Origin of the sequence: Sporosarcina sp. 6E9 (assembly GCF_017921835.1) — a bacterium.
GTDB lineage: Bacteria > Bacillota > Bacilli > Bacillales_A > Planococcaceae > Sporosarcina.
Genome location: NZ_JAGEMN010000001.1, coordinates 1 through 21,673, shown reverse-complemented (window position 1 = coordinate 21,673; position 21,673 = coordinate 1). Strand labels below are relative to the sequence as shown.

At 41.2% G+C, this 21,673-nt stretch carries 21 protein-coding genes, 21 tRNA genes, 2 rRNA genes and 1 riboswitch; of the genes, 6 read left to right on the top strand and 38 right to left on the bottom strand.

The window, feature by feature from the left end:
- Positions 1 to 81 precede the first annotated feature (81 nt).
- From J4G36_RS00220 to J4G36_RS00210, 3 genes are all read right to left on the bottom strand, one after another.
- Positions 82 to 270 carry a hypothetical protein gene (locus J4G36_RS00220; protein ID WP_210467835.1) on the bottom strand — a complete coding sequence of 63 codons (189 nt, stop codon included), beginning with the start codon at positions 268 to 270 and terminating at the stop codon, positions 82 to 84.
- 81 nt (positions 271 to 351) lie between these two features.
- Positions 352 to 879, bottom strand: a complete 528-nt coding sequence (gene lepB, locus J4G36_RS00215; RefSeq protein WP_210467834.1) for a signal peptidase I — start codon at positions 877 to 879, stop codon at positions 352 to 354.
- A gap of 19 nt (positions 880 to 898) precedes the next feature.
- On the bottom strand, positions 899 to 1,687 hold the full coding sequence (locus J4G36_RS00210; protein ID WP_210467833.1) for an alpha/beta hydrolase: 789 nt from the start codon (positions 1,685 to 1,687) through the stop codon (positions 899 to 901).
- Between the two features lie 114 nt (positions 1,688 to 1,801).
- Between J4G36_RS00210 and J4G36_RS00205 the strand changes: the two genes are divergently transcribed.
- A complete protein-coding gene (locus J4G36_RS00205; RefSeq protein ID WP_210467832.1) occupies positions 1,802 to 2,314 on the top strand; it encodes a gamma carbonic anhydrase in 513 nt (170 codons plus the stop codon).
- Between the two features lie 69 nt (positions 2,315 to 2,383).
- Here J4G36_RS00205 and metK read toward each other — a convergent pair whose 3' ends face one another.
- Complete coding sequence (gene metK / locus J4G36_RS00200; protein WP_210467831.1) at positions 2,384 to 3,580, bottom strand: methionine adenosyltransferase; 1,197 nt, start codon at positions 3,578 to 3,580, stop codon at positions 2,384 to 2,386.
- A gap of 192 nt (positions 3,581 to 3,772) precedes the next feature.
- A riboswitch (SAM riboswitch) is annotated at positions 3,773 to 3,892 on the bottom strand.
- A gap of 178 nt (positions 3,893 to 4,070) precedes the next feature.
- Here metK and pckA point away from each other — a divergent pair.
- Positions 4,071 to 5,657: a phosphoenolpyruvate carboxykinase (ATP) gene (gene pckA / locus J4G36_RS00195; RefSeq protein ID WP_210467830.1), complete on the top strand. Its 1,587-nt coding sequence runs from the start codon at positions 4,071 to 4,073 to the stop codon at positions 5,655 to 5,657.
- A gap of 77 nt (positions 5,658 to 5,734) precedes the next feature.
- Here pckA and J4G36_RS00190 read toward each other — a convergent pair whose 3' ends face one another.
- The 5 genes from J4G36_RS00190 to J4G36_RS00170 all read right to left on the bottom strand — a co-directional run bounded on the left by J4G36_RS00190 (position 5,735) and on the right by J4G36_RS00170 (position 8,384).
- Positions 5,735 to 5,956, bottom strand: coding sequence for a hypothetical protein (locus J4G36_RS00190; RefSeq protein ID WP_210467829.1), 222 nt, complete (start codon positions 5,954 to 5,956; stop codon positions 5,735 to 5,737).
- Positions 5,957 to 6,250: 294 nt separating this feature from the next.
- The gene (locus J4G36_RS00185; RefSeq protein WP_210467828.1) at positions 6,251 to 7,042 is read right to left on the bottom strand and encodes an alpha/beta hydrolase family protein; all 792 of its coding nucleotides are present in this window, start codon (positions 7,040 to 7,042) and stop codon (positions 6,251 to 6,253) included.
- Positions 7,020 to 7,502 carry an NUDIX domain-containing protein gene (locus J4G36_RS00180; RefSeq protein ID WP_368668701.1) on the bottom strand — a complete coding sequence of 161 codons (483 nt, stop codon included), beginning with the start codon at positions 7,500 to 7,502 and terminating at the stop codon, positions 7,020 to 7,022. The genes J4G36_RS00185 and J4G36_RS00180 overlap by 23 nt, the downstream gene beginning before the upstream one ends.
- 37 nt (positions 7,503 to 7,539) lie before the next feature.
- The gene (locus tag J4G36_RS00175; RefSeq protein ID WP_210467827.1) at positions 7,540 to 7,848 is read right to left on the bottom strand and encodes a transposase; all 309 of its coding nucleotides are present in this window, start codon (positions 7,846 to 7,848) and stop codon (positions 7,540 to 7,542) included.
- A gap of 86 nt (positions 7,849 to 7,934) precedes the next feature.
- Positions 7,935 to 8,384: a Dps family protein gene (locus tag J4G36_RS00170; RefSeq protein WP_210467826.1), complete on the bottom strand. Its 450-nt coding sequence runs from the start codon at positions 8,382 to 8,384 to the stop codon at positions 7,935 to 7,937.
- Between the two features lie 81 nt (positions 8,385 to 8,465).
- On the opposite strand from J4G36_RS00170, the gene yidD reads away from it, so the two are divergent.
- Together yidD and J4G36_RS00160 are read left to right on the top strand one after the other, a co-directional pair.
- Positions 8,466 to 8,696 carry a membrane protein insertion efficiency factor YidD gene (gene yidD / locus J4G36_RS00165; RefSeq protein ID WP_210467825.1) on the top strand — a complete coding sequence of 77 codons (231 nt, stop codon included), beginning with the start codon at positions 8,466 to 8,468 and terminating at the stop codon, positions 8,694 to 8,696.
- Between the two features lie 130 nt (positions 8,697 to 8,826).
- Positions 8,827 to 9,768 (top strand): metal ABC transporter solute-binding protein, Zn/Mn family, encoded by a 942-nt coding sequence (locus J4G36_RS00160; RefSeq protein ID WP_210467824.1) that lies wholly within the window; start codon positions 8,827 to 8,829, stop codon positions 9,766 to 9,768.
- 33 nt (positions 9,769 to 9,801) lie between these two features.
- Here the strand turns inward: J4G36_RS00160 and menC are convergent, their stop codons facing one another.
- From menC to J4G36_RS00130, 6 genes are read right to left on the bottom strand one after another with little or no spacing between them, the layout of a single operon-like run.
- The gene (gene menC, locus J4G36_RS00155) at positions 9,802 to 10,905 is read right to left on the bottom strand and encodes an o-succinylbenzoate synthase (RefSeq protein WP_210467823.1); all 1,104 of its coding nucleotides are present in this window, start codon (positions 10,903 to 10,905) and stop codon (positions 9,802 to 9,804) included.
- Positions 10,887 to 12,335 (bottom strand): o-succinylbenzoate--CoA ligase, encoded by a 1,449-nt coding sequence (locus J4G36_RS00150; protein ID WP_210467822.1) that lies wholly within the window; start codon positions 12,333 to 12,335, stop codon positions 10,887 to 10,889. The genes menC and J4G36_RS00150 overlap by 19 nt, the downstream gene beginning before the upstream one ends.
- 60 nt (positions 12,336 to 12,395) lie before the next feature.
- Positions 12,396 to 13,214, bottom strand: a complete 819-nt coding sequence (gene menB, locus J4G36_RS00145) for a 1,4-dihydroxy-2-naphthoyl-CoA synthase (RefSeq protein WP_210467821.1) — start codon at positions 13,212 to 13,214, stop codon at positions 12,396 to 12,398.
- A complete protein-coding gene (gene menH / locus J4G36_RS00140; protein ID WP_246880341.1) occupies positions 13,214 to 14,083 on the bottom strand; it encodes a 2-succinyl-6-hydroxy-2,4-cyclohexadiene-1-carboxylate synthase in 870 nt (289 codons plus the stop codon). The genes menB and menH overlap by 1 nt, the downstream gene beginning before the upstream one ends.
- On the bottom strand, positions 14,049 to 15,755 hold the full coding sequence (gene menD, locus J4G36_RS00135; protein ID WP_210467820.1) for a 2-succinyl-5-enolpyruvyl-6-hydroxy-3-cyclohexene-1-carboxylic-acid synthase: 1,707 nt from the start codon (positions 15,753 to 15,755) through the stop codon (positions 14,049 to 14,051). Before menD ends, menH begins: the two co-directional genes overlap by 35 nt.
- On the bottom strand, positions 15,748 to 17,133 hold the full coding sequence (locus J4G36_RS00130) for an isochorismate synthase (RefSeq protein ID WP_210467819.1): 1,386 nt from the start codon (positions 17,131 to 17,133) through the stop codon (positions 15,748 to 15,750). The genes menD and J4G36_RS00130 overlap by 8 nt, the downstream gene beginning before the upstream one ends.
- Before the next feature lie 170 nt (positions 17,134 to 17,303).
- On the opposite strand from J4G36_RS00130, the gene J4G36_RS00125 reads away from it, so the two are divergent.
- Together J4G36_RS00125 and J4G36_RS00120 are read left to right on the top strand one after the other, a co-directional pair.
- Positions 17,304 to 18,215, top strand: coding sequence for a 1,4-dihydroxy-2-naphthoate polyprenyltransferase (locus tag J4G36_RS00125; protein WP_210467818.1), 912 nt, complete (start codon positions 17,304 to 17,306; stop codon positions 18,213 to 18,215).
- Positions 18,216 to 18,335: 120 nt separating this feature from the next.
- Positions 18,336 to 18,965, top strand: a complete 630-nt coding sequence (locus J4G36_RS00120) for a TraR/DksA C4-type zinc finger protein (RefSeq protein ID WP_210467817.1) — start codon at positions 18,336 to 18,338, stop codon at positions 18,963 to 18,965.
- A 70-nt stretch (positions 18,966 to 19,035) separates the two neighbouring features.
- Here the strand turns inward: J4G36_RS00120 and J4G36_RS00115 are convergent.
- The 23 genes from J4G36_RS00115 to J4G36_RS00005 all read right to left on the bottom strand — a co-directional run.
- Positions 19,036 to 19,107 (bottom strand) — tRNA-Glu (locus J4G36_RS00115).
- 9 nt (positions 19,108 to 19,116) lie between these two features.
- Positions 19,117 to 19,207: transfer RNA gene (locus J4G36_RS00110), tRNA-Ser, on the bottom strand.
- Between the two features lie 7 nt (positions 19,208 to 19,214).
- Positions 19,215 to 19,289: transfer RNA gene (locus J4G36_RS00105), tRNA-Asn, on the bottom strand.
- 1 nt (position 19,290) lies between these two features.
- Positions 19,291 to 19,367, bottom strand: a tRNA-Ile gene (locus tag J4G36_RS00100).
- 4 nt (positions 19,368 to 19,371) lie between these two features.
- Positions 19,372 to 19,445: transfer RNA gene (locus J4G36_RS00095), tRNA-Gly, on the bottom strand.
- Between the two features lie 4 nt (positions 19,446 to 19,449).
- Positions 19,450 to 19,525: transfer RNA gene (locus J4G36_RS00090), tRNA-Phe, on the bottom strand.
- A gap of 54 nt (positions 19,526 to 19,579) precedes the next feature.
- Positions 19,580 to 19,655 (bottom strand) — tRNA-Asp (locus J4G36_RS00085).
- Between the two features lie 3 nt (positions 19,656 to 19,658).
- Positions 19,659 to 19,733 (bottom strand) — tRNA-Met (locus tag J4G36_RS00080).
- A gap of 104 nt (positions 19,734 to 19,837) precedes the next feature.
- Positions 19,838 to 19,912: transfer RNA gene (locus tag J4G36_RS00075), tRNA-Met, on the bottom strand.
- A 184-nt stretch (positions 19,913 to 20,096) separates the two neighbouring features.
- A tRNA-Ser gene (locus tag J4G36_RS00070) sits at positions 20,097 to 20,189 on the bottom strand.
- Between the two features lie 11 nt (positions 20,190 to 20,200).
- Positions 20,201 to 20,277, bottom strand: a tRNA-Ile gene (locus J4G36_RS00065).
- A 6-nt stretch (positions 20,278 to 20,283) separates the two neighbouring features.
- A tRNA-Met gene (locus J4G36_RS00060) sits at positions 20,284 to 20,357 on the bottom strand.
- Between the two features lie 46 nt (positions 20,358 to 20,403).
- A tRNA-Ala gene (locus tag J4G36_RS00055) sits at positions 20,404 to 20,479 on the bottom strand.
- A gap of 6 nt (positions 20,480 to 20,485) precedes the next feature.
- Positions 20,486 to 20,562: transfer RNA gene (locus tag J4G36_RS00050), tRNA-Pro, on the bottom strand.
- Positions 20,563 to 20,580: 18 nt separating this feature from the next.
- A tRNA-Arg gene (locus J4G36_RS00045) sits at positions 20,581 to 20,657 on the bottom strand.
- A 27-nt stretch (positions 20,658 to 20,684) separates the two neighbouring features.
- Positions 20,685 to 20,773, bottom strand: a tRNA-Leu gene (locus J4G36_RS00040).
- A 7-nt stretch (positions 20,774 to 20,780) separates the two neighbouring features.
- Positions 20,781 to 20,855, bottom strand: a tRNA-Gly gene (locus J4G36_RS00035).
- Positions 20,856 to 20,868: 13 nt separating this feature from the next.
- A tRNA-Leu gene (locus tag J4G36_RS00030) sits at positions 20,869 to 20,950 on the bottom strand.
- Positions 20,951 to 20,978: 28 nt separating this feature from the next.
- Positions 20,979 to 21,054: transfer RNA gene (locus J4G36_RS00025), tRNA-Lys, on the bottom strand.
- Positions 21,055 to 21,059: 5 nt separating this feature from the next.
- A tRNA-Thr gene (locus tag J4G36_RS00020) sits at positions 21,060 to 21,135 on the bottom strand.
- 24 nt (positions 21,136 to 21,159) lie between these two features.
- A tRNA-Val gene (locus J4G36_RS00015) sits at positions 21,160 to 21,235 on the bottom strand.
- A gap of 78 nt (positions 21,236 to 21,313) precedes the next feature.
- Positions 21,314 to 21,429: ribosomal RNA gene (gene rrf / locus J4G36_RS00010) — 5S ribosomal RNA — on the bottom strand.
- A 155-nt stretch (positions 21,430 to 21,584) separates the two neighbouring features.
- A 23S ribosomal RNA gene (locus tag J4G36_RS00005) occupies positions 21,585 to 21,673 on the bottom strand; the annotation flags it as partial.

Genomic DNA, 21,673 nt, shown 5'->3' with positions numbered 1-21,673 from the left:
AAGAGCAAGCTCCCCCTAGCTTGTTCTTTTTTAATTCAAAAAAGCCTATTGCATATAAACTACGCAATAGGCTATCAATATTTAAAAACCACCAGATTCCAGCTTGTCATTTTTCAATGAACCGCGTTTTTTTCCGCCTCCCATATACTCCGTTGAAGCCACTTCATTCGTCATTCTTTCCTCGTGCGAAAATTCTTCGCTCTTCATTTTCGTATTTTTCAGGACATCTAAGCTATTTTTGGATTGTGGTTTTTTTCCTTCATTCGACAATACCTTCACTCCTTTACATCATTGCATCTAGTGAAAGTATGCCCAATCAAATCGAATGCATAACCACTAACCGCAATCCGATTATCTCGGAATACCAATATCCGTTAAAGGATAAAAACGAAAAGCCACTTTCCCAACGATTAATTTTTCATCGATAAATCCAAGTTCCCGGCTATCTTTACTAAACCGTCGATTGTCTCCAAGTACAAATATCTTTCCTTCAGGAACAACGACTTCGAAGTCCTCCGTTAATCTTTCACCGATAAAAATCTCATTCTTATGGGCCGCAAGATAATCTTCCTTATGTTCTTGATCATTGATATATAAATGATCTTTATCCATTACAACATGATCCCCAGGTAGTCCAATTACCCGCATGATCAGATTATCTTCCGCATACGGTGAATGAAACACAACCATATCAAAACGATTTATCGAATGGATTTTCGAAATAACAATCATATTATCATTTTCAAAAGTTGGTTTCATCGATTCACCGGATACAATCACAGGTGTAAAAAGAAATTGGCGGATAAGGATAACAAGGATAAGTGCAATTGCAGCTGATTTCACCCACGAAAAAAGTTCTTTTTTGTCCACTTCACTCATTTTATCTCCACCTTTATCTTTAGACGATATACCCCAGTGATCGTAAAGCGCTATGCATGAAAGATTCCGTATATAAAAATACTTCTTCTTGTTCGGGCTCTTGGTAAACGTCATGGTATAACTTGGCCCATTCTTTATATTGAAATTCCGTAAGCTGTTGTTTCAAAAGCCAATTTTTCGCGACAGTGGTGTCTGTAATTTTGTCATGTCCACCCGCGTGAAGCAAAACAGGCACATTTCGGATGGTCCCTTCATGCTGATTAACCGTCTTCATATAACTTTGCAACTCTCTATACCACCCTGCGGTTACCATTGAGCTGAAATTCTTATCATCACGAGCTTCGATATAAAAATCATAATTCCTTGTCAGTAGTTCAACATTAATATTATGATTGATTTTCATAGATGATGACAACTTCGTAAGCACACCCGCATACTTTGATGGTTGATGATCGAGTTGCAACCACGGGGAACTAATAATGACACCCGCACATATGATGTCTTCCGTTTGCAAAACACGCATGACAAGCGTCGCACCAAGACCGTGCCCTATTATAAATAACGGAAGCCCATCGACAATCCCAATTTTCAAAAGCTCTTTCACGTATTCCGTGTATGTAGCAAACTTTTCATCATGAATATTCCGAGTAGTTTGCGTTCCGTGTCCTGGTAAATCGCCCATGACAACATGAAAATTACTATTTCGCAGTTTTTGAATAAGCCAAGCATATCGATTATGATGTTCGTATGCACCGTGCACAATTGCAACCACGGCTTTTGGCTGACCTTCCGCTTCCCATTTCCACATGGACAAATCCCCCTTTTATGTTATACTCACTTAATTTCCCCTAATAATTCTCAATAAAACCATGTTCTTTGTTATGATGATTATACACTACAGAAGGAAAAGAGGAGAAAATATTTGATTTACCCTTATAAAGATAAAACACCAAATATCGATCCATCAGTTTTCATCGCAGATTACGCAGCAATTACGGGGGATGTGACGATCGGCGCTGAATCGAGCGTATGGTTTAACACCGTCATTCGCGGCGACGTATCACCCGTTATCATTGGAAAAAAAGTTAGCATCCAAGATTTAAGTTGCCTTCATCAAAGCCCAAAGTTTCCACTGATTATTGAAGACGAAGTAACAATAGGACACCAAGTAACACTACATAGTTGCACAATAAGAAAAGGCGCGCTGATCGGCATGGGTTCAATTATTTTAGACGGGGCCGAAATCGGCGAAGGTGCATTCATCGGAGCCGGCAGTTTAGTGCCACCAGGAAAAAAGATTCCTCCAAACATGTTAGCACTCGGCTCCCCAGCAAAAGTCGTCCGCGAATTAAATGACGAAGACCGGGCGGATATGGCGCGCGTTGTAAGAGAGTACGCTGAAAAAGGACAGTATTATAAGCGGTTGCAGAAATAAATTTTTTCTTCCTGCACACCAATATAAAAAAGCGTTAGAAGTGGGACATCCCCGCTTCTAACGCTTTTCTTATTTATTAGCTAGTTCTTTCAAAGCTTCAGCTTTATCAGTTTGTTCCCACGGAAGATCAATATCCGTACGGCCAAAGTGACCATAAGCAGCTGTTTGTTTGTAAATCGGACGACGAAGGTCAAGCATTTTAATAATGCCGGCTGGACGAAGGTCGAATAACTCACGAACAACTTCGACAAGTTTGCTCTCTTCTACTGTGCTTGTTCCGAATGTATTAATCGAAATCGATACAGGCTGTGCAACACCGATCGCGTAAGCAAGTTGAACTTCACAACTATCGGCGAGACCTGCCGCAACGATGTTTTTCGCAACATAACGTGCCGCATAAGAAGCTGAACGGTCAACTTTTGTCGCATCTTTTCCAGAAAATGCGCCCCCGCCGTGACGCGCATATCCGCCGTATGTATCGACAATGATTTTGCGTCCCGTAAGTCCTGCATCACCTTGTGGGCCGCCAATAACAAAACGTCCTGTTGGATTGATGAAATATTTAGTATCTGCATCTATTAAATCCGCTGGTACAATCGGTTCAATTACGTATTTTTTAATATCTTGCTGAATTTGTTCAAGCGTTACTTCCGGATCATGTTGAGTTGAAATAACGATTGTGTCTATTCGTAATGGTTTATTGTCTTCATCATATTCTACAGTCACTTGTGTCTTGCCATCTGGACGTAAATACGAAAGAATTTCTTCTTTTCGCACTCTCGCCAGCTCTTTTGAAAGCTTATGTGACATACTAATCGGAAGCGGCATGAGTTCCGGTGTTTCATTGCAAGCATATCCGAACATTAGTCCTTGATCTCCTGCGCCAATTGACTCGATGTCTTCATCGGACATTGAACCTTCACGGTCCTCAAGTGCCTGGTCTACACCAGCAGCGATATCTGCTGATTGTTCGTCAATTGCAGTTAATACTGCAGAAGTTTCCCAATCAAAACCAAACTTCGCACGAGTATAACCTATTTCTTTTACGGTTTCTCGAACTACTTTTGGAATATCAACATATGTTGTCGTTGTAATTTCACCAGCAACAAGAACGAGCCCTGTTGTGATGGTCGTTTCACATGCGACACGTGCATTTGGATCTTCTGCTAAAATTGCATCCAGAATGGCATCAGAAATCTGATCACACATTTTGTCCGGATGTCCCTCTGTCACTGATTCTGACGTAAACAGACGGCGGTTTGTCATATTATTTCCTCCTTATATCCTACGAGATTGATACGGTACTCATTTTCCCATGTCAAGCCCCAAATCATACAGGGGAATGGCTTTCATCACCATTACGAGCTTTGCACACGAGGATAAAGGGTAAACATATTTAAAAAAGCCTTTCACTCACGTTTTTACATGAGGAAAGGCGTAATTTCAAAGCACCCTTCACTCTTATCATCCAAGGAGTTTCACCTTGCATCAGGTTTAGCACCTTTGCATGAACATTATAGGTTCATGCAGGTTGCCGGGTTTCATAGGGACTGCCCCTCCACCAGCTCGGGATAAGAGTATCCGTTCAATAGTACATTTTACGAAACTGTATCAAATAAGTCAAATTTCTTTATTATTTGTAGTTGCACTTCTAAGTAGTATAGTTTATTATTTTAAATGTGTTATACTAATTAATGAATGTGATGACAAACCACCCTTAATCATGGGACTAACTTAAAAAGGACGGGACAAATCTATGATTTCAGCGAAAATTGGTAACGAGCTTATGAATCTTCTATCTGGCAGCAACGTGAATGTACAACTTTCAGTTCCACAACTAGTGGAAAAAGCAATTTCACGTGGTGAGGCTCTATTAACTGCAGATGGTGCAGTAACGGCGCAGACAGGAAAATATACGGGTCGTTCTCCCAAAGACAAGTACATCGTTGAAGAAGCTTCTTCAAAAGATAAAATCGATTGGGGAGCTGTAAACCGTCCAATCTCTGCAGAAATTTTTGATTCATTATATGAAAAAGTAATTTCCTATTTACAATTAAAAGATGAACTATTTGTTTTCAAAGGATTTGCCGGTGCGGATCACGCATCTCGTCTTTCAATTCAAGTCGTTAATGAATATGCTTGGCATAACTTGTTTGTCCATCAATTATTTATACGACCGACTCAAGAAGAACTTGAAACGCATGATGCACAATTCACAATCATCTCGGCACCAACATTTAAAGCAGACCCAGAAGTCGACGGAACGGACTCTGAAACTTTCATCATCGTTAACATGGAAAAGCGTATTATTCTGATTGGCGGTACTGAATATGCTGGTGAAATGAAGAAATCCATTTTCTCCATTATGAACTATCTGCTTCCTGAAAACGGTATCATGCCGATGCATTGTTCAGCTAACGTTGGTGAAGATGGCGACGTCGCATTGTTCTTTGGCCTTTCCGGCACCGGGAAAACGACACTTTCCGCGGATGCGAATCGTAAACTAATTGGTGACGATGAGCACGGTTGGTCCGATAATGGGGTCTTTAATATTGAAGGCGGTTGCTATGCGAAATGCATTAATTTATCGGGGGAAAAAGAACCTGAAATATTTGGTGCGATTCGTTTTGGTTCGGTATTAGAAAACGTAGTTGTTGATCCGGTAACGCGGATCCCTGATTATGACAACGGTTCATTAACGGAGAATACACGTGCAGCTTATCCAATCGAAAACATTGATAATATCGTTTCACCATCTGTCGCAGGACACCCAAACACAATTGTCTTCCTGACAGCGGACGCGTTCGGCGTACTACCGCCAATTTCAAAATTAACGAAAGAACAAGCGATGTATCATTTCCTTAGCGGCTTCACATCGAAACTCGCTGGAACTGAACGCGGCGTCACATCACCAGAAGCCACATTCTCAACTTGCTTTGGTTCACCTTTCCTTCCATTACATGCAACAGTTTACGCTGAAATGCTTGGAAAGAAAATTGACGTTCACGGCGCACAAGTATTTCTTGTAAACACGGGTTGGACCGGCGGCGAATACGGCGTAGGAAAGCGTATGGAATTGAAATACACACGCGCAATGGTACGCGCAGCACTCGCTGGACAATTAAATGATGTCGAAACTGAAGATAACAGCGTATTTGGTCTTCACATGCCAAAAACAATCGAAGGCATTCCATCTGAAATCCTAAACCCACGCAATGCCTGGGCCGATAAAGCTGCCTACGATAAAAAAGCAAACGAATTAGCAGATAGATTCCGTACAAACTTCAAAAAATTCGGCACCGTCTCAGAAGAAATCATCCAAAAAGGCGGACCAACTGCATAACAGCAAAAAAAATAGTAGATGAGGCGATTATAAATGAATCCCCTCATCTACTTTTTTTATTCAATGGCTCTTATGAATTATTCAATGCTTTTCCGATTCTTTCGATTATAAATAAATTGTTTGATGGAATACTTAATTATGTAATAGATAGCACTAACAATTGCCACTACTAATGCCAAGAAACTTAACGTCATCATAAATCCCCCAATAGCAGTTTGCAGGACATTATTCAAGATCAGAGTCGCAACCGCATAAACAACCCCTAAAATCAAAATAGTTCTTTTAGTTCTTTTGCTCATCTTAAAACCAAACCTCCTTATCGCTTTTCAATAACACGAAAATTGAATAATAATCCAATAAATCTACACTTTTTCAGAGATAATAACCATGTTCTTAATTTGCTTGCACTCTGATGGGGTTTGCTTGCACCTAACTCTAGTTTGCTTGCACACCGGGCGGGGTTCCTTGCACTAATCGACCATTTGCTTGCACTTAAATGACTTTGCTTGCAAGTCGGGACTATTCACCTAGCAATACACACCTGCATCCCACAGGAAAGCCTTCGCCCGGAACAGAAAGCAATGGACATCACCTTACTTCCCCTGTCTTCTCATCCACGCACAAAGATCCCGAACAATTTCTGCATTTTTCACAGGCGGAATATAATGTGTAAACTCCGGAAAATACCAAGTTTCATAGTCTTTATTATGTTCACGAAGGGCATTTTCCAATAACCTTGCCTGTTCAATAGAAACATGTTCATCAAGCTTACCGTGGATAATTAAAACACGCGCATCAAGTTCTTTGATTCGAAACAGTGCAGTTCTCTCACGATAAGCATCCGGATTATTATTCGGGGTCCCCCCGATCACACGCCTCATCATTCGCCTTAAATCTACACGTTCATGATAGGTAAACACAACGTCAGACACACCTGCCCACATGACAACAGAAGTAATATCTTCACGAAGAATTGCCGTCCAAAGTGCCATAATGCCGCCGCGAGAAAACGCCAATAGATGAATGCGATCAGCGATTGTCTTCGACTGCTGTTTCAAAACATCAACCGCATTCACCGCATCCAGGCGATCATCTCCCGCAAATTCATCGCGCCCTTCCCCGCCGCGATTACCACGGTAGTAAGGTGCAAACACAACAAATCCATTCGAAGCCAATTGCGCCATACGCGCCGGTCGCACCATCCCCACATGTTGAATGCCGCCCCGCAAATAAATAATGCCTTCATACTTTCCATCAGCAATCGGTTCTGCAAGCAAGCCTTTCACTTTCAAACCATCCGACCAATAAGTGATTTCCTCAAGCCGCACATGTGGATTTGGGGAAGGATAAAGCCGCCTACTTTCAACCATTCCGTCGCTTCTCATATGCTTCCACCCACTTTCGAATTGCCGTCATCCCATCGTCTTTCATATGGAAACTTAACGAATCACAATCAGTCAATTCCTTATCTGTCATCCAAACAGCACCTTCAGTTTCATGGAGTACAGGATTCTTTTCAATATGTACAACATCCGCCGTAAATACAGCTTTACAAAATGTCACATTACTTTGAACGACATATTCGGCAAACTTCACCAGATTCGTGATCGTCACGCCCGTTTCTTCGATTGTTTCACGAATAGCCGCCGCTTCAATCGTTTCCCCTACTTCCGCCTTGCCACCTGGAAATTCAATCCCACGGCTAGAATGTCGGGTCAGCAACCATTTTCCATTATATTTTAATACAACGAGCACATGTCGAGCTTCCATTCCAAATCGGTTTTCTCCGAATGTCAGATCGACCTGTGCGCCATTTAAATCTTTGAAATTCAGGATTGAAATCACGTCCTTTTATTCAGTGTAGCGAACGAAAGGATTTGATTCAACGGAAATAAGGCAGTTGTTCAATAAATAATTTTGACTCATTATCAGTGAATTCATGAATTAACGCATACACTTTTTTTGTTCGCGTATCGATTTGGTCATTTTGTTTGTCATAATGATAAGGAATAAAAGGAAGATGCGCTCGTAAAAAGTTACGAAATTCAAGATCACTCGTCTGTTTAAATAATTCGTGGAATATCGGCACATACTCTCGTGGAACTGTCACTTGATAATCCCATAATGAATCATCTGGGTAATGGTACACTTTCTGATCTGTAACTGAAACGTACATATTGTATTTTTCCATGAAAAAACCATCCTTTTTAACTGATAGGATGGTCCATAAAATAAAAAACATGCATCCCAATTATCTGGGACACATGTTCTTATCAATTAACTATTGTCTTCACCAAGGAATGCATTCAGCATCCACTGATGTTTCTCAATGCTTTGATACGTCGCATTCAATAAGTCTTCAGTCATGTCATCGCCAACTTTAGCAGCTTCGTCCATGCCTTTTTTAAGTGATTCCATAATCGAGCTGAAGTCATCGACAATTGTCGCGACCATTTTATCAGCTTTTTCATCACCTTTAGCCTCTTTTACGACCGATTGCTCCAAATGTTCCTGCAACGTTGCAACAGGATCTCCACCTAGTGTTAAAATTCGTTCCGCGATTTCATCCATATGAGCAGTCGCTTCGTTGTATAATTCCTCGAATTTCTCATGCAATGTGAAAAATTGGTGGCCTTTTACATACCAATGATAATTGTGTAATTTCGTATACATGACTGACCAAGTTGAAACCTGTACGTTCATTTCTTTAATAAGTTCCGTTGACATAAAAACATCTCTCCTTATATAATTCGTCTCACTGTTAATTTACCACAATCGGACCTACAATAAACATTAAGGAGAAATGATATGAAAAAACTACTAAAAGGGATCATTAAAATATATCAAAAAGCGATTTCACCTTTGATGCCGCCTTCATGCCGATTTCACCCGACCTGTTCGAATTATGGTCTTGAAGCGATTGAGACACACGGCGCATTAAAAGGCTCGTGGTTAGCCATTCGCCGTATTTCCAAATGCCATCCATTCCATGAAGGCGGCTATGATCCAGTTCCTGACAAAAAGTCAAAAAACACATAAAAGTTCAGTTATATGCTGAACTTTTTTATTTTGCAATTGTGTTGCGAAATTATGCCTATTCTTGTATGATAAAAAGTAATCATTCCAAATCGTAACGATTACTATTTAGAAAAACGGAGGACTCATTCATTTGAAAAAGAGAAAACTATTTATCATTTCACTACTAACCTTGGTGCTATTTACATTAGCAGCCTGTAATAAAACAGACATAGATGATGCTAATAAAATTATCATTAAAACCACTGTCTATCCACTTCAATATTTTGCAGAGCGAATTGGTGGCGATGTGGTTACTGTCCAATCAATCTACCCACCAGGTGCTGATGAACATACATTTGATCCTACACAAAAAGATATGATTGCACTTGCCGATTCGGATTTATTCTTTTATATTGGGTTAGGTCTTGAAGGTTTTGTTGAAAACGCTGAAAAGACGATGAAAAATGAACATGTAAAAATGGTCGCAACAGCAGATGCAATCACAGAAGAAATGCTTGGACACGAAGACGAGGATAGTCATGAAGAAGAAGATCATCATCACGGAGATTTGGATCCGCATGTCTGGATGTCACCAATTTTAAGTGATGCACTCGCTTACTCAATTAAAGAATCATTAATTGAAATAGCGCCTGACAAAAAAGCGGCATTTGAAAAAAACTATGAAGCATTACAAAACGACTTACTAAAACTTGATCGTCAATTTATCGAAATGGCTTCAAATGCACCTACAAAAACATTTTTTGTGTCGCATGCAGCCTTTGGATATATTGCGGATACGTACGGTCTTGAACAAATCGCGATTGCGGGATTGAATTCTCAAAGCGAGCCTTCCCAAAAACAATTAGCGTCACTTGTCGAAGATGCGAAAGCGAATAATATTAAATATATCTTATTTGAACAAAACGTGTCGTCGAAACTAACAGACGTTATCCGAAAAGAAATTGGCGCAGAATCGTTAATGCTGCACAATCTTGGCGTATTGACTACAGAGGATATTAAAAACAACGAAGATTATTTTTCTTTAATGGAATACAATATCCAAACCCTCAAAACAGCATTAAGCGGAAACTAAAACAGGATTGTCCAATTTGGACAGTCCTGTTTTTTAATACGATTCTATTAAATATTTTTCAACAAGCTCTTTATTTAAATTCACACCAATACCTGGTCGTTTCGAAAGTTTAATCACACCATTTTCTATTTCGACTGAAGGTTCTACTGGGTCTTCATGCCAAAAATGAGTCGATGCACTAAAATCACCAGGCAGTGAAAACTGTGGAAGTGATGCCAACGCCAAATTGTGGGCTTTCGATATCCCGAATTCAATCATGCCGCCAATCCAGATGGCCAAGTCATTCTCTTTCGCAATTTCAATCACCTTCAGCGCCTCAGTCGTCCCACCAATTCGTCCCGGTTTCAACACGACAACTGACCCCACACCGCTCGTCGCCATGCGTTCCGCGTCTAATACGGACCGAATACTTTCATCCAGCGCTATCGGCGTCTCCATAGATTGTCCAGCCTTCCAATGCATAGCCCATTCGTCATCGCCAAATGGTTGTTCAATTAAAGTCAATCCCGCTTGATCAAACCTCTTTAGCGCATCAAGTCCAAGCTTGTCAAAAATTCCATTGGCATCTGCAAAGAACAACATGTCTGCAGAAGAATCAACAAGTTTTTTTAATTCCACCGGATTCGTGTCCGCATCAATCTTCAATTTCACTCGCTTATAACCAGCATCTCGTGCTTTTCGGACCGACGAAACCATCCGATCATCAACACCGCCTGTCAATACGACACCAGCATCGATTTCATTCCGAACACCGTCTAAAAGTTTCCACAAAGGCAAATCCTTTTTCATCGCAAATAAATCCCAAGCTGCTTGATCCAAACAAGCTTTTGCCATTCGATTTCCTTTTACATGTGAAAACGCGGCACTTACTTCGGACGGATGTGTAAATTCCTTGTCTACTAATGCAGGAATAAGCCAGTTAACAAGCGCGTCCCAACAAGTTTGCACCGTTTCCTCCGTATACCAAGGCGACGAAAATGCCACACACTCGCCCAGTCCAACTTCCCCTTCCAAATCAACCATCTCAACAAAAATACTTTCACGTTCTTTCACAGTTTGCAGATGAGTTGAAAAATGATTTTTCAAGGGAACCAAAACACGATACAGACGAATTTCTCTTATTGTGAATCCACCCATTCCTTCAACTCCCGCCGTAGTAATTTATTGGATGCATTACGCGGCAACGCTTCAACGAAATAAAATTCTTTTGGCGCTTTATACGCAGCAAGTCTTTCCCTGCAAAATACCTTCAACGCTTCCTCCGACACATTTTCTGTTACAACGACAAACGCAATCGGTACACTTCCCCAATGTTCGTCACCTTTTCCGCAAACACCGGCCTCAGAAATCAGCGGATGCGCCGACAGTACATTTTCAATTTCAGCAGGATAAATATTCTCGCCGCCTGAAATGATCAAATCAGAACGTCGATCAACAATATATAAATAACCTTCGTCATCAAAATAACCGATATCTCCAGTTGGAAGCCACCCATCGATGAATGGATTTTGACTCGCAACATGTCCGATATAACCAGGTGTAACATGTGGGCCTCGAACATAAACTTCCCCATTTTCCATCGAATTTTCTGTGTCATTAATTTTTATTTGATTAAAAAATAACGGTTTCCCTGCAGACCCAATTTTTCGGATCGCATCTTGTGAGGAGAGCGTTGCAGTTTGAGAACTCGTCTCCGTCATTCCATATGTTTGCAGCACTGGAATACCGCAAGTTTGCGCTCTTTCCAAGTAGTCAATCGGAACAGGTCCACCACCCGCGAGCATCGTTTTAAACGAACTATGTGCGACAGTTCCATGCTTCTCGAATTCACGTAGGATCTTATCCAACGTAACCGAGACCACCGAAATTCGTGTCACCAGCCCTTGTTGAATATCATTATATATTTTTTCAGCATCAAACTTATCATAAAGTTTCACTTCCATCCCATAAAGAACCGAACGGACAAGAATTGAAAAACCACTGATATGAAATAGAGGCATTGAGCAAAGCCAAACATCATTTTCCTCTAGACCTAAATTCAACACAGAAGAGAGCGCACTTGAAGTATGATTATTCGCTGTTTGTCTAACACCTTTCGGAAATCCGGTCGTCCCCGAGGTATACATAATCGTAATCGTCCGGTTTGAATCCCAGGTTTCCTCGACTTCAAATGTACTTTCGTCACTCGATTGAATACTGGGAAAAGATAACGTAGAAGTTGTTAAATCACTTAAGCTGCTTTCTAACTCATCCGCAACGAGCACAACTGATGCTGCTGAATCCGCAACTTGCCATGCTATTTCTTTTTTCGTCAAGCGACTATTCAACATGACAATTTCAAGTCCAAGGAGCATACATGCATGGATGATAAAGACCATCTCATCATTGGAAGGACCGAGTAATGCGATACGGTCTCCACTTTGTAAACCGTTCGCTCTTAATTTACGCGCAAGCGTCATCGACTTTTCTTCTACTTGTTTAAAAGTCCAACTTTCGTCATTATAGGTCAACGCAGTTTTATGCGGCGTTAAATAAACGCGTTGTTTCAGCCAATTAGGTATCAACATAATCACCTTCCATTTAGAAAAAGCTGCCCATATACGCGGGCAGCTCGTTGTTCTATTAAATTATGGGAAGCGTGGGAATTGACCAAAATCCGGTTTACGTTTTTCTTTAAACGCATCGCGGCCTTCTTTAGCTTCGTCCGTTGTGTAATACAGTAATGTTGCGTCTCCAGCCATTTGTTGTAGACCCGCAAGACCATCCGTGTCCGCATTCATAGCTGCTTTAACGAAACGTAATGCTGTCGGGCTCATTGAGAGCATTTCTTCACACCATTGAACCGTTTCATCTTCTAATTGCTCATATGGGACAACAGTATTTACAAGCCCCATATCAAGCGCTTCTTGTGCATTGTATTGACGGCATAAGAACCAAATTTCTCTCGCTTTCTTATGACCGATAATGCGTGCAAGATAACCTGAACCATAGCCAGCATCAAACGACCCTACTTTCGGTCCTGTTTGACCAAAGATTGCATTGTCTGCAGCAATTGTTAAGTCACAAACAACATGTAAAACATGCCCTCCGCCAATCGCGAAGCCTGCAACCATTGCGACAACCGGTTTAGGAATTACACGGATTAAACGTTGTAAGTCAAGAACGTTCAGACGTGGAATTTCATCTTCTCCGACATAACCGCCGTGACCGCGAACTCGTTGATCGCCACCCGAACAAAATGCTTTTTCACCTTCTCCAGTTAATACAATTACACCGATGCTTTCATCATCACGCGCACGTGAAAATGCATCGATTAGTTCAGTAACTGTTTTCGGACGAAATGCATTTCGTACCTCAGGACGGTTAATCGTAATCTTAGCAATACCACTGTGCTTTTCGTATTTAATATCCTCATATGTACGTAAAGTTTCCCATTGACGAGTCATTACTTTTCCTCCTCTAATACTAACTTTTTAATATGCTCCTCTATCATTGTAGCAAATAAAGTCGGTTTTTCCACATGTATTGCATGCCCTGCACCATTTACAACATAATGATTTGCAAGATAGAGTAGTTTTTTCATTTCCTGGGCAATTTTAACGAACTTCTTGTCGATTTCCCCGGTAATTAGTAGCACAGGCGTGTTTATTTCCTTAAGCCTAGTCCAATTCGAAGGCTGGCTACCTGTCCCAATTCCAAGCAAGCTATTAGCTAAGCCAACTGCATTCTGCGATAAACGTTCAGTGCGTATTTTTTGTTGTTGTTCCGTTGACAACTTCTTTTGCGTATCAAAAAGCGGAATACCCTCCCAAAACTCAACAAATGATAGGATACCTTCACTGCAAATTTTTTGCGCAAGTATTTTATCTTTGTTCATTCGTTCGATTCGTTCACGCTCAGTTTCTAATCCAGGCGTCGAACTTTCAAGAATTAAAGATGCGACACGTTTGGGATGGTTAATCGTATAGCTTAATGCAATCCGACCACCCATTGAATACCCTACTAGCGTAAATTTTGAAAGGTTTAATTGGCTAAACAATGTTTCCAAATCAGCAACTTGCTTTTCCATCGAGTAACGACTTGGATCCAATGGCGCCGTTGTTTTCCCATGACCAATTAAATCGACAGTCACCGTATGATATTTCCCTTTTAATAAGCCGATTATTTCAGACCAGGTATCCGTACTTCCCGTAAAGCCGTGTAAAAAGACAATAACCGGCAAATCTGTATTGTTACTTCGCCTAACATTATAAACGATTCCATTTATCGGAATAAGCATTTCATTCAATGGAATCAATTCTTTTCGTAATTTCATTCCAAAGCGTGCGGTGTGCTATCACATTCTCTTTACGATTTGTAAATACTTCGATAATACGGATATTCTTCTTTTTATCTTGAGCCAATTCTTGTTCAAATTCTTCTATCGACTCAATCGAACTGTATTGTGCATCGTACATGGCCGCAATATGTTCAAACGTTAAACCTGTCGGCGTGCCGAAAAGCCTTTCAAAATGATTGCCGGATTCAGCTTGTGGCAAATAAGAAAATATACCGCCGCCGTCATTATTCATAATGACGATTGTTAAATCCGTTTCATGGAATCTCGACACAATGAGCCCATTCACATCATGCAAAAATGATAAATCACCGATTAGTAACCATGATGGACGTTGTCGTGCAGCCTGAATTCCCAATGCAGTCGAAACAACACCATCAATCCCATTCGTACCACGATTTGCAAAAATGGTAATGTCTTTTTCAGTTTTATCGAAGAAAGTGTCTACATCACGAATTGGCATACTGCTACCGCTAATCAGATCTGATTTGTCCGGTAAATTACTAAGTAGCATTTGGGTATAAGCTCCCTCGTCACTACCTGATGAATTTTCCAATACTACGCTTGCTTCATCATTTGCCTGAACCCAGGTTTTCACGTATGCGCTGTCCTCTTTTTGAACATCAATTTGAAGGAATGCCTCAATGGATGATTGGATATGGTGTGTGACAATACCTAGTGGATCTCGAAACTCTGGTGATTCGTCAATTAATACAACAGTATTAGGTCTTACATTTTTTAAGAAGAGTGATAATGGCTTTGATACAGGTTGTGCACCTAAGCGAATAACAGTATCGGGTATTGCCTTTTCTTTGAATCGATTACTTTTTAACAGTGCATCGTAGTTATCAATACAAAGGTCCATACAATTCGTGGGAACTTTTGCACGCAGGTTTGAAAGTGGATCGCATAAAACTGGCCAGTTCAAAGCTTTTGCGAAATTCCAAAACAACTTAGTATTGATACCGATTGGCAACTCCCCAATAACGAGTAAACCTTTTTCAGTTTTATTTAAGATATCATTTACGAAGTGTATGATAGAAGTATCTAATAAATCATTCCCCTTCATACGTTGGATAAATGTTGAAGTCGGTATGTCCATTTCAAAATCAATGAGCAACGGTTCTCTAAATGGTACATTTAGATGAATCGGCCCGTATGGTGCGGTAAGTGCAACAGAGGCTGCACGTTGTACATGACGTACTATAAAATCATCTACATCCGTATTGTCCTCTGCCAAGGGTAAATCAACGCTATACTTCACATGATTTCCGTATAACTGAATTTGATCAATCGCTTGTGGCGCACCAACTTCTCGCAATTCATGTGGACGGTCAGCTGTAATCACAATCAGCGGTATACGCGCATAATGGGCTTCTGTAACCGCAGGAAAATAGTTCGATGCAGCCGTTCCCGACGTGCAAAGGAGAACAACAGGTTCACCGCTTGCTTTTGCTAATCCAAGTGCGAAAAAACCTGCTGATCTTTCATCTACCTGCATATAGACATTCAGTGATTTCGTTGACGCAAATGCATAAGCCAAAGGAGTAGACCTTGACCCCGGACTAATCACAACTGATTTCACGCCCGCATTCATTAATGCACTTGTCATGCGACGTACATAATTCGTCAAGGATTTCTTGTTAACCATTCAATTTTCCCCCAAGCGCCCGTAAAACGGGTCTGAACTTAACCCAAGTTTCGTCATATTCTTTTTGCGGTTCTGAATCGGCGACAATTCCACCGCCAGCATATAAATATGCTTTATCTCCGTCGAGCAATCCAGAACGTATCGCAACCGCAAACTCACCATTTCCATCGCTATCCGTCCAACCAATAGGCGCAGCGTAATAGCCACGGTCCATCTGTTCCTCGCGACGAATCACTTCCATTGCTTTATTTGTAGGGACACCACCCAGTGCAGGTGTAGGATGAAGCTCTTCAACTAAATTAAATATATCCGTTCCACTCTTTAGCTTACCCTCAATAGAGGTAAACAAGTGTTGAATATCACGTATCCGCATTAGTTTAGGTGCTTTAGGCATTGAAACATCGGTACAATTTTCATTAAATACATTAGAAATCATTTTAACTACATAATGATGTTCCTCACGATTTTTATCGTCATTTAATAACTCTTCTCCTAGTTCCCGGTCTTCTGTAGCAGTTTTTCCGCGTTTAATAGACCCAGCTACACATGCTGAATAAGCTTGTCCGCCAACAATTTCAATCAGACGCTCGGGCGTCGCCCCAAAAAATAACTGACCATCCTTTTGTAATCCAAAGTGGTAGCTTTCTTGTTGCTCGCTAGTAATATGATGAAGTGCAGCGACACTCGATACTTCCTGTTCAAAATTCATTTGCAATGAACGCGCAATCACAACTTTCTCCGCTTCACCTTTGTTAATTTGATCAGTTACATCTTGAACGGCTTTTAGATAAGAATCTTTCTTAATTTCATCTACACTACTAACAATCGGCTTTATCGAAGACGCAAATTCATTTACTTCTGCAATATGAATTAAACGATCGCGCTCATCCCGTAATGCATCGAATTCTTCAACCGCATTGCTGGCAGTTGTAATCAAGTTAATCGAAATAAACATTTGACCATTCTTACTAATTAGTTGATAAGAAGGTACGACAAAATATGCAGACGGAAACCCATCCCATTCGGAGGCTTTCAGGCTTTTTGGATCGAAAGAAAAACCTCCGAATAGTACAGGTGCAATATCTTTCTCCTCTTTGATCAAGACCGCACATAATTCCTTCCACTGTTTTGAAACATCAAGGAAACGTTTGTCATCTTCAGCACTAGTTATTACTTTAGCGTGACCAAGACCAACAATTGTTAGTGTTCGATTAGCGTTTTGCCAATAAAAATGTTTTTCTTTATGATCTGCACTTCCCGCTTCCAAAAATGAAAGTGGAGATATCCGTGCAATTTCGATTGTCTCTGAAAAAAAACGATAATCAGAAGTCGTATCAGTCTTTCCAATATTTTTTGTTACAGTTGTTTTTCGACTCATTTTCTTCCCTCCAGGAAGTAGTAAAATACATCACTCTTAATAAACCCATTAAAAAAACTCATGTCTCTATTCTACCACATCAGCTCCTATAATAAGCGTATCGCATACCCAGAAGCTCCAATTTAGCGTATAATAAGTAAGGTGAATATGATAATAAGGAGAGAATTATTTTGCAACAAACTATAAAAGCCGACACTGGTTGGCGTATTTGGTGGCAATTGACTAGACCTCATACGTTGACAGCTGCTTTTGCCCCTGTATTTTTAGGAACAATGATTGCTTTAACATATGAGGCCATTCATTTTCCATTATTTATTGCAATGCTGGTCGCAAGTGTTTTTATACAAATGGCGACAAATATGTTTAATGAATACTACGATTTCAAAAGAGGTCTTGATACTGAAAAGTCTGTTGGAATTGGCGGGGCTATTGTACGCAATGGCGTTAAACCAAAAACAGTGCTTAATCTCGCTTTTCTATTATACGGAGTCTCAATACTTATAGGTATTTACATATGTATGGAAACCTCTTGGGGACTTGCGCTCGTTGGGTTGGTTTCTATGCTAATTGGTTATCTTTATACAGGAGGACCTTATCCAATAGCCTATACACCGTTTGGCGAACTTGTTTCAGGCGTAGTCATGGGAATGCTTTTAATCCTTATTGCCTTCTACATACAAACTGGAACGGTTACCACAGAGGCAATCTTATTATCAATCCCTAGCATGTTACTTGTAGCAGCGATAATGATGGCAAACAATATTCGGGATCTTGAAGGTGATAAAAAAAGTGGTAGGAAGACCCTGGCAATTCTTGCTGGACGTTCCCAAGCCATTACAATCCTATTTATGTTTTTTATCGTATCCTATCTTTGGATAGTCGGACTCATTATTTTTGATCATCTAACACCTTGGGCTTTACTTGTACTACTAAGTATCCCAAAACCAATCATCGCCATTTCGGTTTTCAAAAAATATCTTCAACCACTGGAAGTTGCTCCTGCAATGAAGGAAACAGCAATCACAAACACATTATTTGGTTTATTACTGGGCATTGGTATTCTTATAGGTCATCTTTTATAATTTTTCAGCTATCCAAAAACTGATTAAACCCAGTTAAATTGGATAGTTTTTTTTATTAATGTTTTACCTAACCACTAAATAGGGAATCAGTGTTAATAAGATGGATATACTACTAAAAATATGAAAAGGTTGGGATCTATAATGTTATCTGAAAAAGAGTTTTCTATATTAAAAAAAGAACTGTTAAGTCTTAAGGAAAAATCAACTGTACATGAAAAGGAAACATATCCCCAAGATAGTGAAAAAGAATCATTAGGTGAACTATCTTCTTATGATAATCATCCAGCTGATATGGGTACCGCTTTATATGACAGAGAAAAGGATTTAGCCCTTCATGAACATGCAGAATCAGAATTAGGTAAGGTTGATATTGCATTAGAAGCAATGGCTGATGGTTCGTACGGAAAGTGTAAAGTATGTCAGAAGGACATTCCTTTTGAGCGGCTACTTATAGTACCCTATACTACTCTTTGTGTTGAACATGCCGAAACCAAAGAACAATCCGCTGGAGAAGATGTAGCTATAAATGAAGTTGAAAATCCATTTGAAAGTACGAGAGATCCACGTGCAATTGATTATGAGAACAGTTTTCAAGAAGTCGCTGAGTTTGGAACCTCCGATGCGCCTTCAGACTTTATTGATAGTGAAAAACAGACTTACATGGATGATAATGATCATGATGAGGACGACACATCTAGAATGGATAATATCGTAGGTAAAAGTGTAACAAATAATACGAAGAATTCCTAAATAACAAAAAAAGCTACTTCGTTTACTGAGGGATACACAGTAAATGAAGCAGCTTTTTAATATTGTTTTATGACCCCTACGGGATTCGAACCCGTGATACCGCCGTGAAAGGGCGGTGTCTTAACCGCTTGACCAAGGGGCCAAACAAATATGGCGGAGAAGGAGGGATTCGAACCCTCGCACCGCTTACGCGATCTATGCCCTTAGCAGGGGCACCTCTTGAGCCACTTGAGTACTTCCCCGTATAAATGGCTCCGCAGGTAGGATTCGAACCTACGACCGATCGGTTAACAGCCGATTGCTCTACCACTGAGCTACTGCGGAATGGTGGGCCTAAGTGGACTCGAACCACCGACCTCACGCTTATCAGGCGTGCGCTCTAACCAGCTGAGCTATAGGCCCATATTGGAGCGAGTGAAGGGAATCGAACCCTCATCATCAGCTTGGAAGGCTGAGGTTTTGCCATTAAACTACACTCGCTAAATGGTGGCTCAGGACGGAATCGAACCGCCGACACAAGGATTTTCAGTCCTTTGCTCTACCGACTGAGCTACTGAGCCATACTTGATTTGTGCTGAATTTCTTTTCATAAGACTATGTATTTAAATACATAATGGCGGTCCCGACGGGAATCGAACCCGCGATCTCCTGCGTGACAGGCAGGCATGTTAACCGCTACACCACGGGACCATTTGGTTGCGGGGACAGGATTTGAACCTGTGACCTTCGGATTATGAGCCCGACGAGCTACCACTGCTCCACCCCGCGACAATAATATTATAATTACTTTGTTCATATACGCATTGGTATGTTTGACACCTTACGCTGCGTAGATCTTTAACTAAGTTGGAAATTATGTTGTTTTTAAGAATTGGTTGCGGGGACAGGATTTGAACCTGTGACCTTCGGATTATGAGCCCGACGAGCTACCACTGCTCCACCCCGCGATAATAGTATTGTAATTACTTTGTTTATATACGCACTTGGTATGTTTGACACCTTACGCTGCGCTGTCGGTGTTAATCGCATTCTTCGTTATGCGATTTGCTCCACCCCGCGATAATAGTATTGTAATTACTTTGTTTCGACTTATTAAATTACTTTAATTCATTTCACCATTTTGATTAAAAATGGCGGAGGAAGAGGGATTCGAACCCCCGCGGGCTTTAACACCCCTGCTGGTTTTCAAGACCAGTCCCTTCAGCCAGGCTTGGGTATTCCTCCGAGATTTAAGATGGTGGACCTTGCAGGACTCGAACCTGCGACCGGACGGTTATGAGCCGTCTGCTCTAACCAACTGAGCTAAAGGTCCTTATGATGGCGGCGGAGGGAGTCGAACCCACGACCTTACGGGTATGAACCGGACGCTCTAGCCAGCTGAGCTACGCCGCCAGGATATTTAGATAAGTTGATAGGTAATATAATTACTGAAAATAATTGGTGGAGCCTAACGGGATCGAACCGTTGACCTCCTGCGTGCAAGGCAGGCGCTCTCCCAGCTGAGCTAAGGCCCCGAAAAGTGGTCGGGAAGACAGGATTCGAACCTGCGACCCCTTGGTCCCAAACCAAGTGCTCTACCAAGCTGAGCTACTTCCCGAAATTGTTATGAAATTAATGGCGCGCCCGGCAGAAGTCGAATCCACAACCTTCTGATCCGTAGTCAGACGCTCTATCCAATTGAGCTACGGGCGCATAAAAAACTTTTTACGGAAAAACAAATGGTGCCGAGAACCGGAATCGAACCGGTACGGTAGTTACCTACCGCAGGATTTTAAGTCCTGTGCGTCTGCCAGTTCCGCCACCCCGGCAAATCAATGGAGCGGAAGACGGGATTCGAACCCGCGACCTCCACCTTGGCAAGGTGATATTCTACCACTGAACTACTTCCGCATTAAAAACTAAGTGCGGGTGAAGGGAGTCGAACCCCCACGCCCGAAGGCACTAGATCCTAAGTCTAGCGTGTCTGCCAGTTCCACCACACCCGCATGATTAATATGACGGCAAGTCATAAAATGGTGAGCCATACAGGATTCGAACCTGTGACCCTCTGATTAAAAGTCAGATGCTCTACCAACTGAGCTAATGGCTCGAAAGTGGTGCCGGAGAAAGGACTTGAACCCTCAACCTACTGATTACAAGTCAGTTGCTCTACCAGTTGAGCTACTCCGGCGTTGTTTCAAGATCTAGAATTGAATGGTGGAGGATGACGGGCTCGAACCGCCGACCCCCTGCTTGTAAGGCAGGTGCTCTCCCAGCTGAGCTAATCCTCCTGGGTAAGTTGTTGATGAGTTTTATAGAAATCACTCATATAAGGTTTCGTTCAATTTAACTATGTAATGAATGTACAAGCCTGGCAACGTCCTACTCTTGCAGGGGGAAGCCCCCAACTACCATTGGCGCTGAAGAGCTTAACTTCCGTGTTCGATATGGGAACGGGTGTGACCTCTTCGCTATCGCCACCAGACTTTTTTTATCGCTAACTTAACGACAATATTCATTATAACAACTTTTGAAATAAATACAAGCCTTTTTGAAAAATAATTTACTTGTTATTTCAAAACTGAATAAAACGAATAATCTTTTCACAAATCAGGGTCAATCAAACCCTTTTAACTTGAATAGGTTAAGTCCTCGATCAATTAGTATCCGTCAGCTACGTACGTCGCCGCACTTACACCCCGGACCTATCAACCTCATCTTCTCTGAGG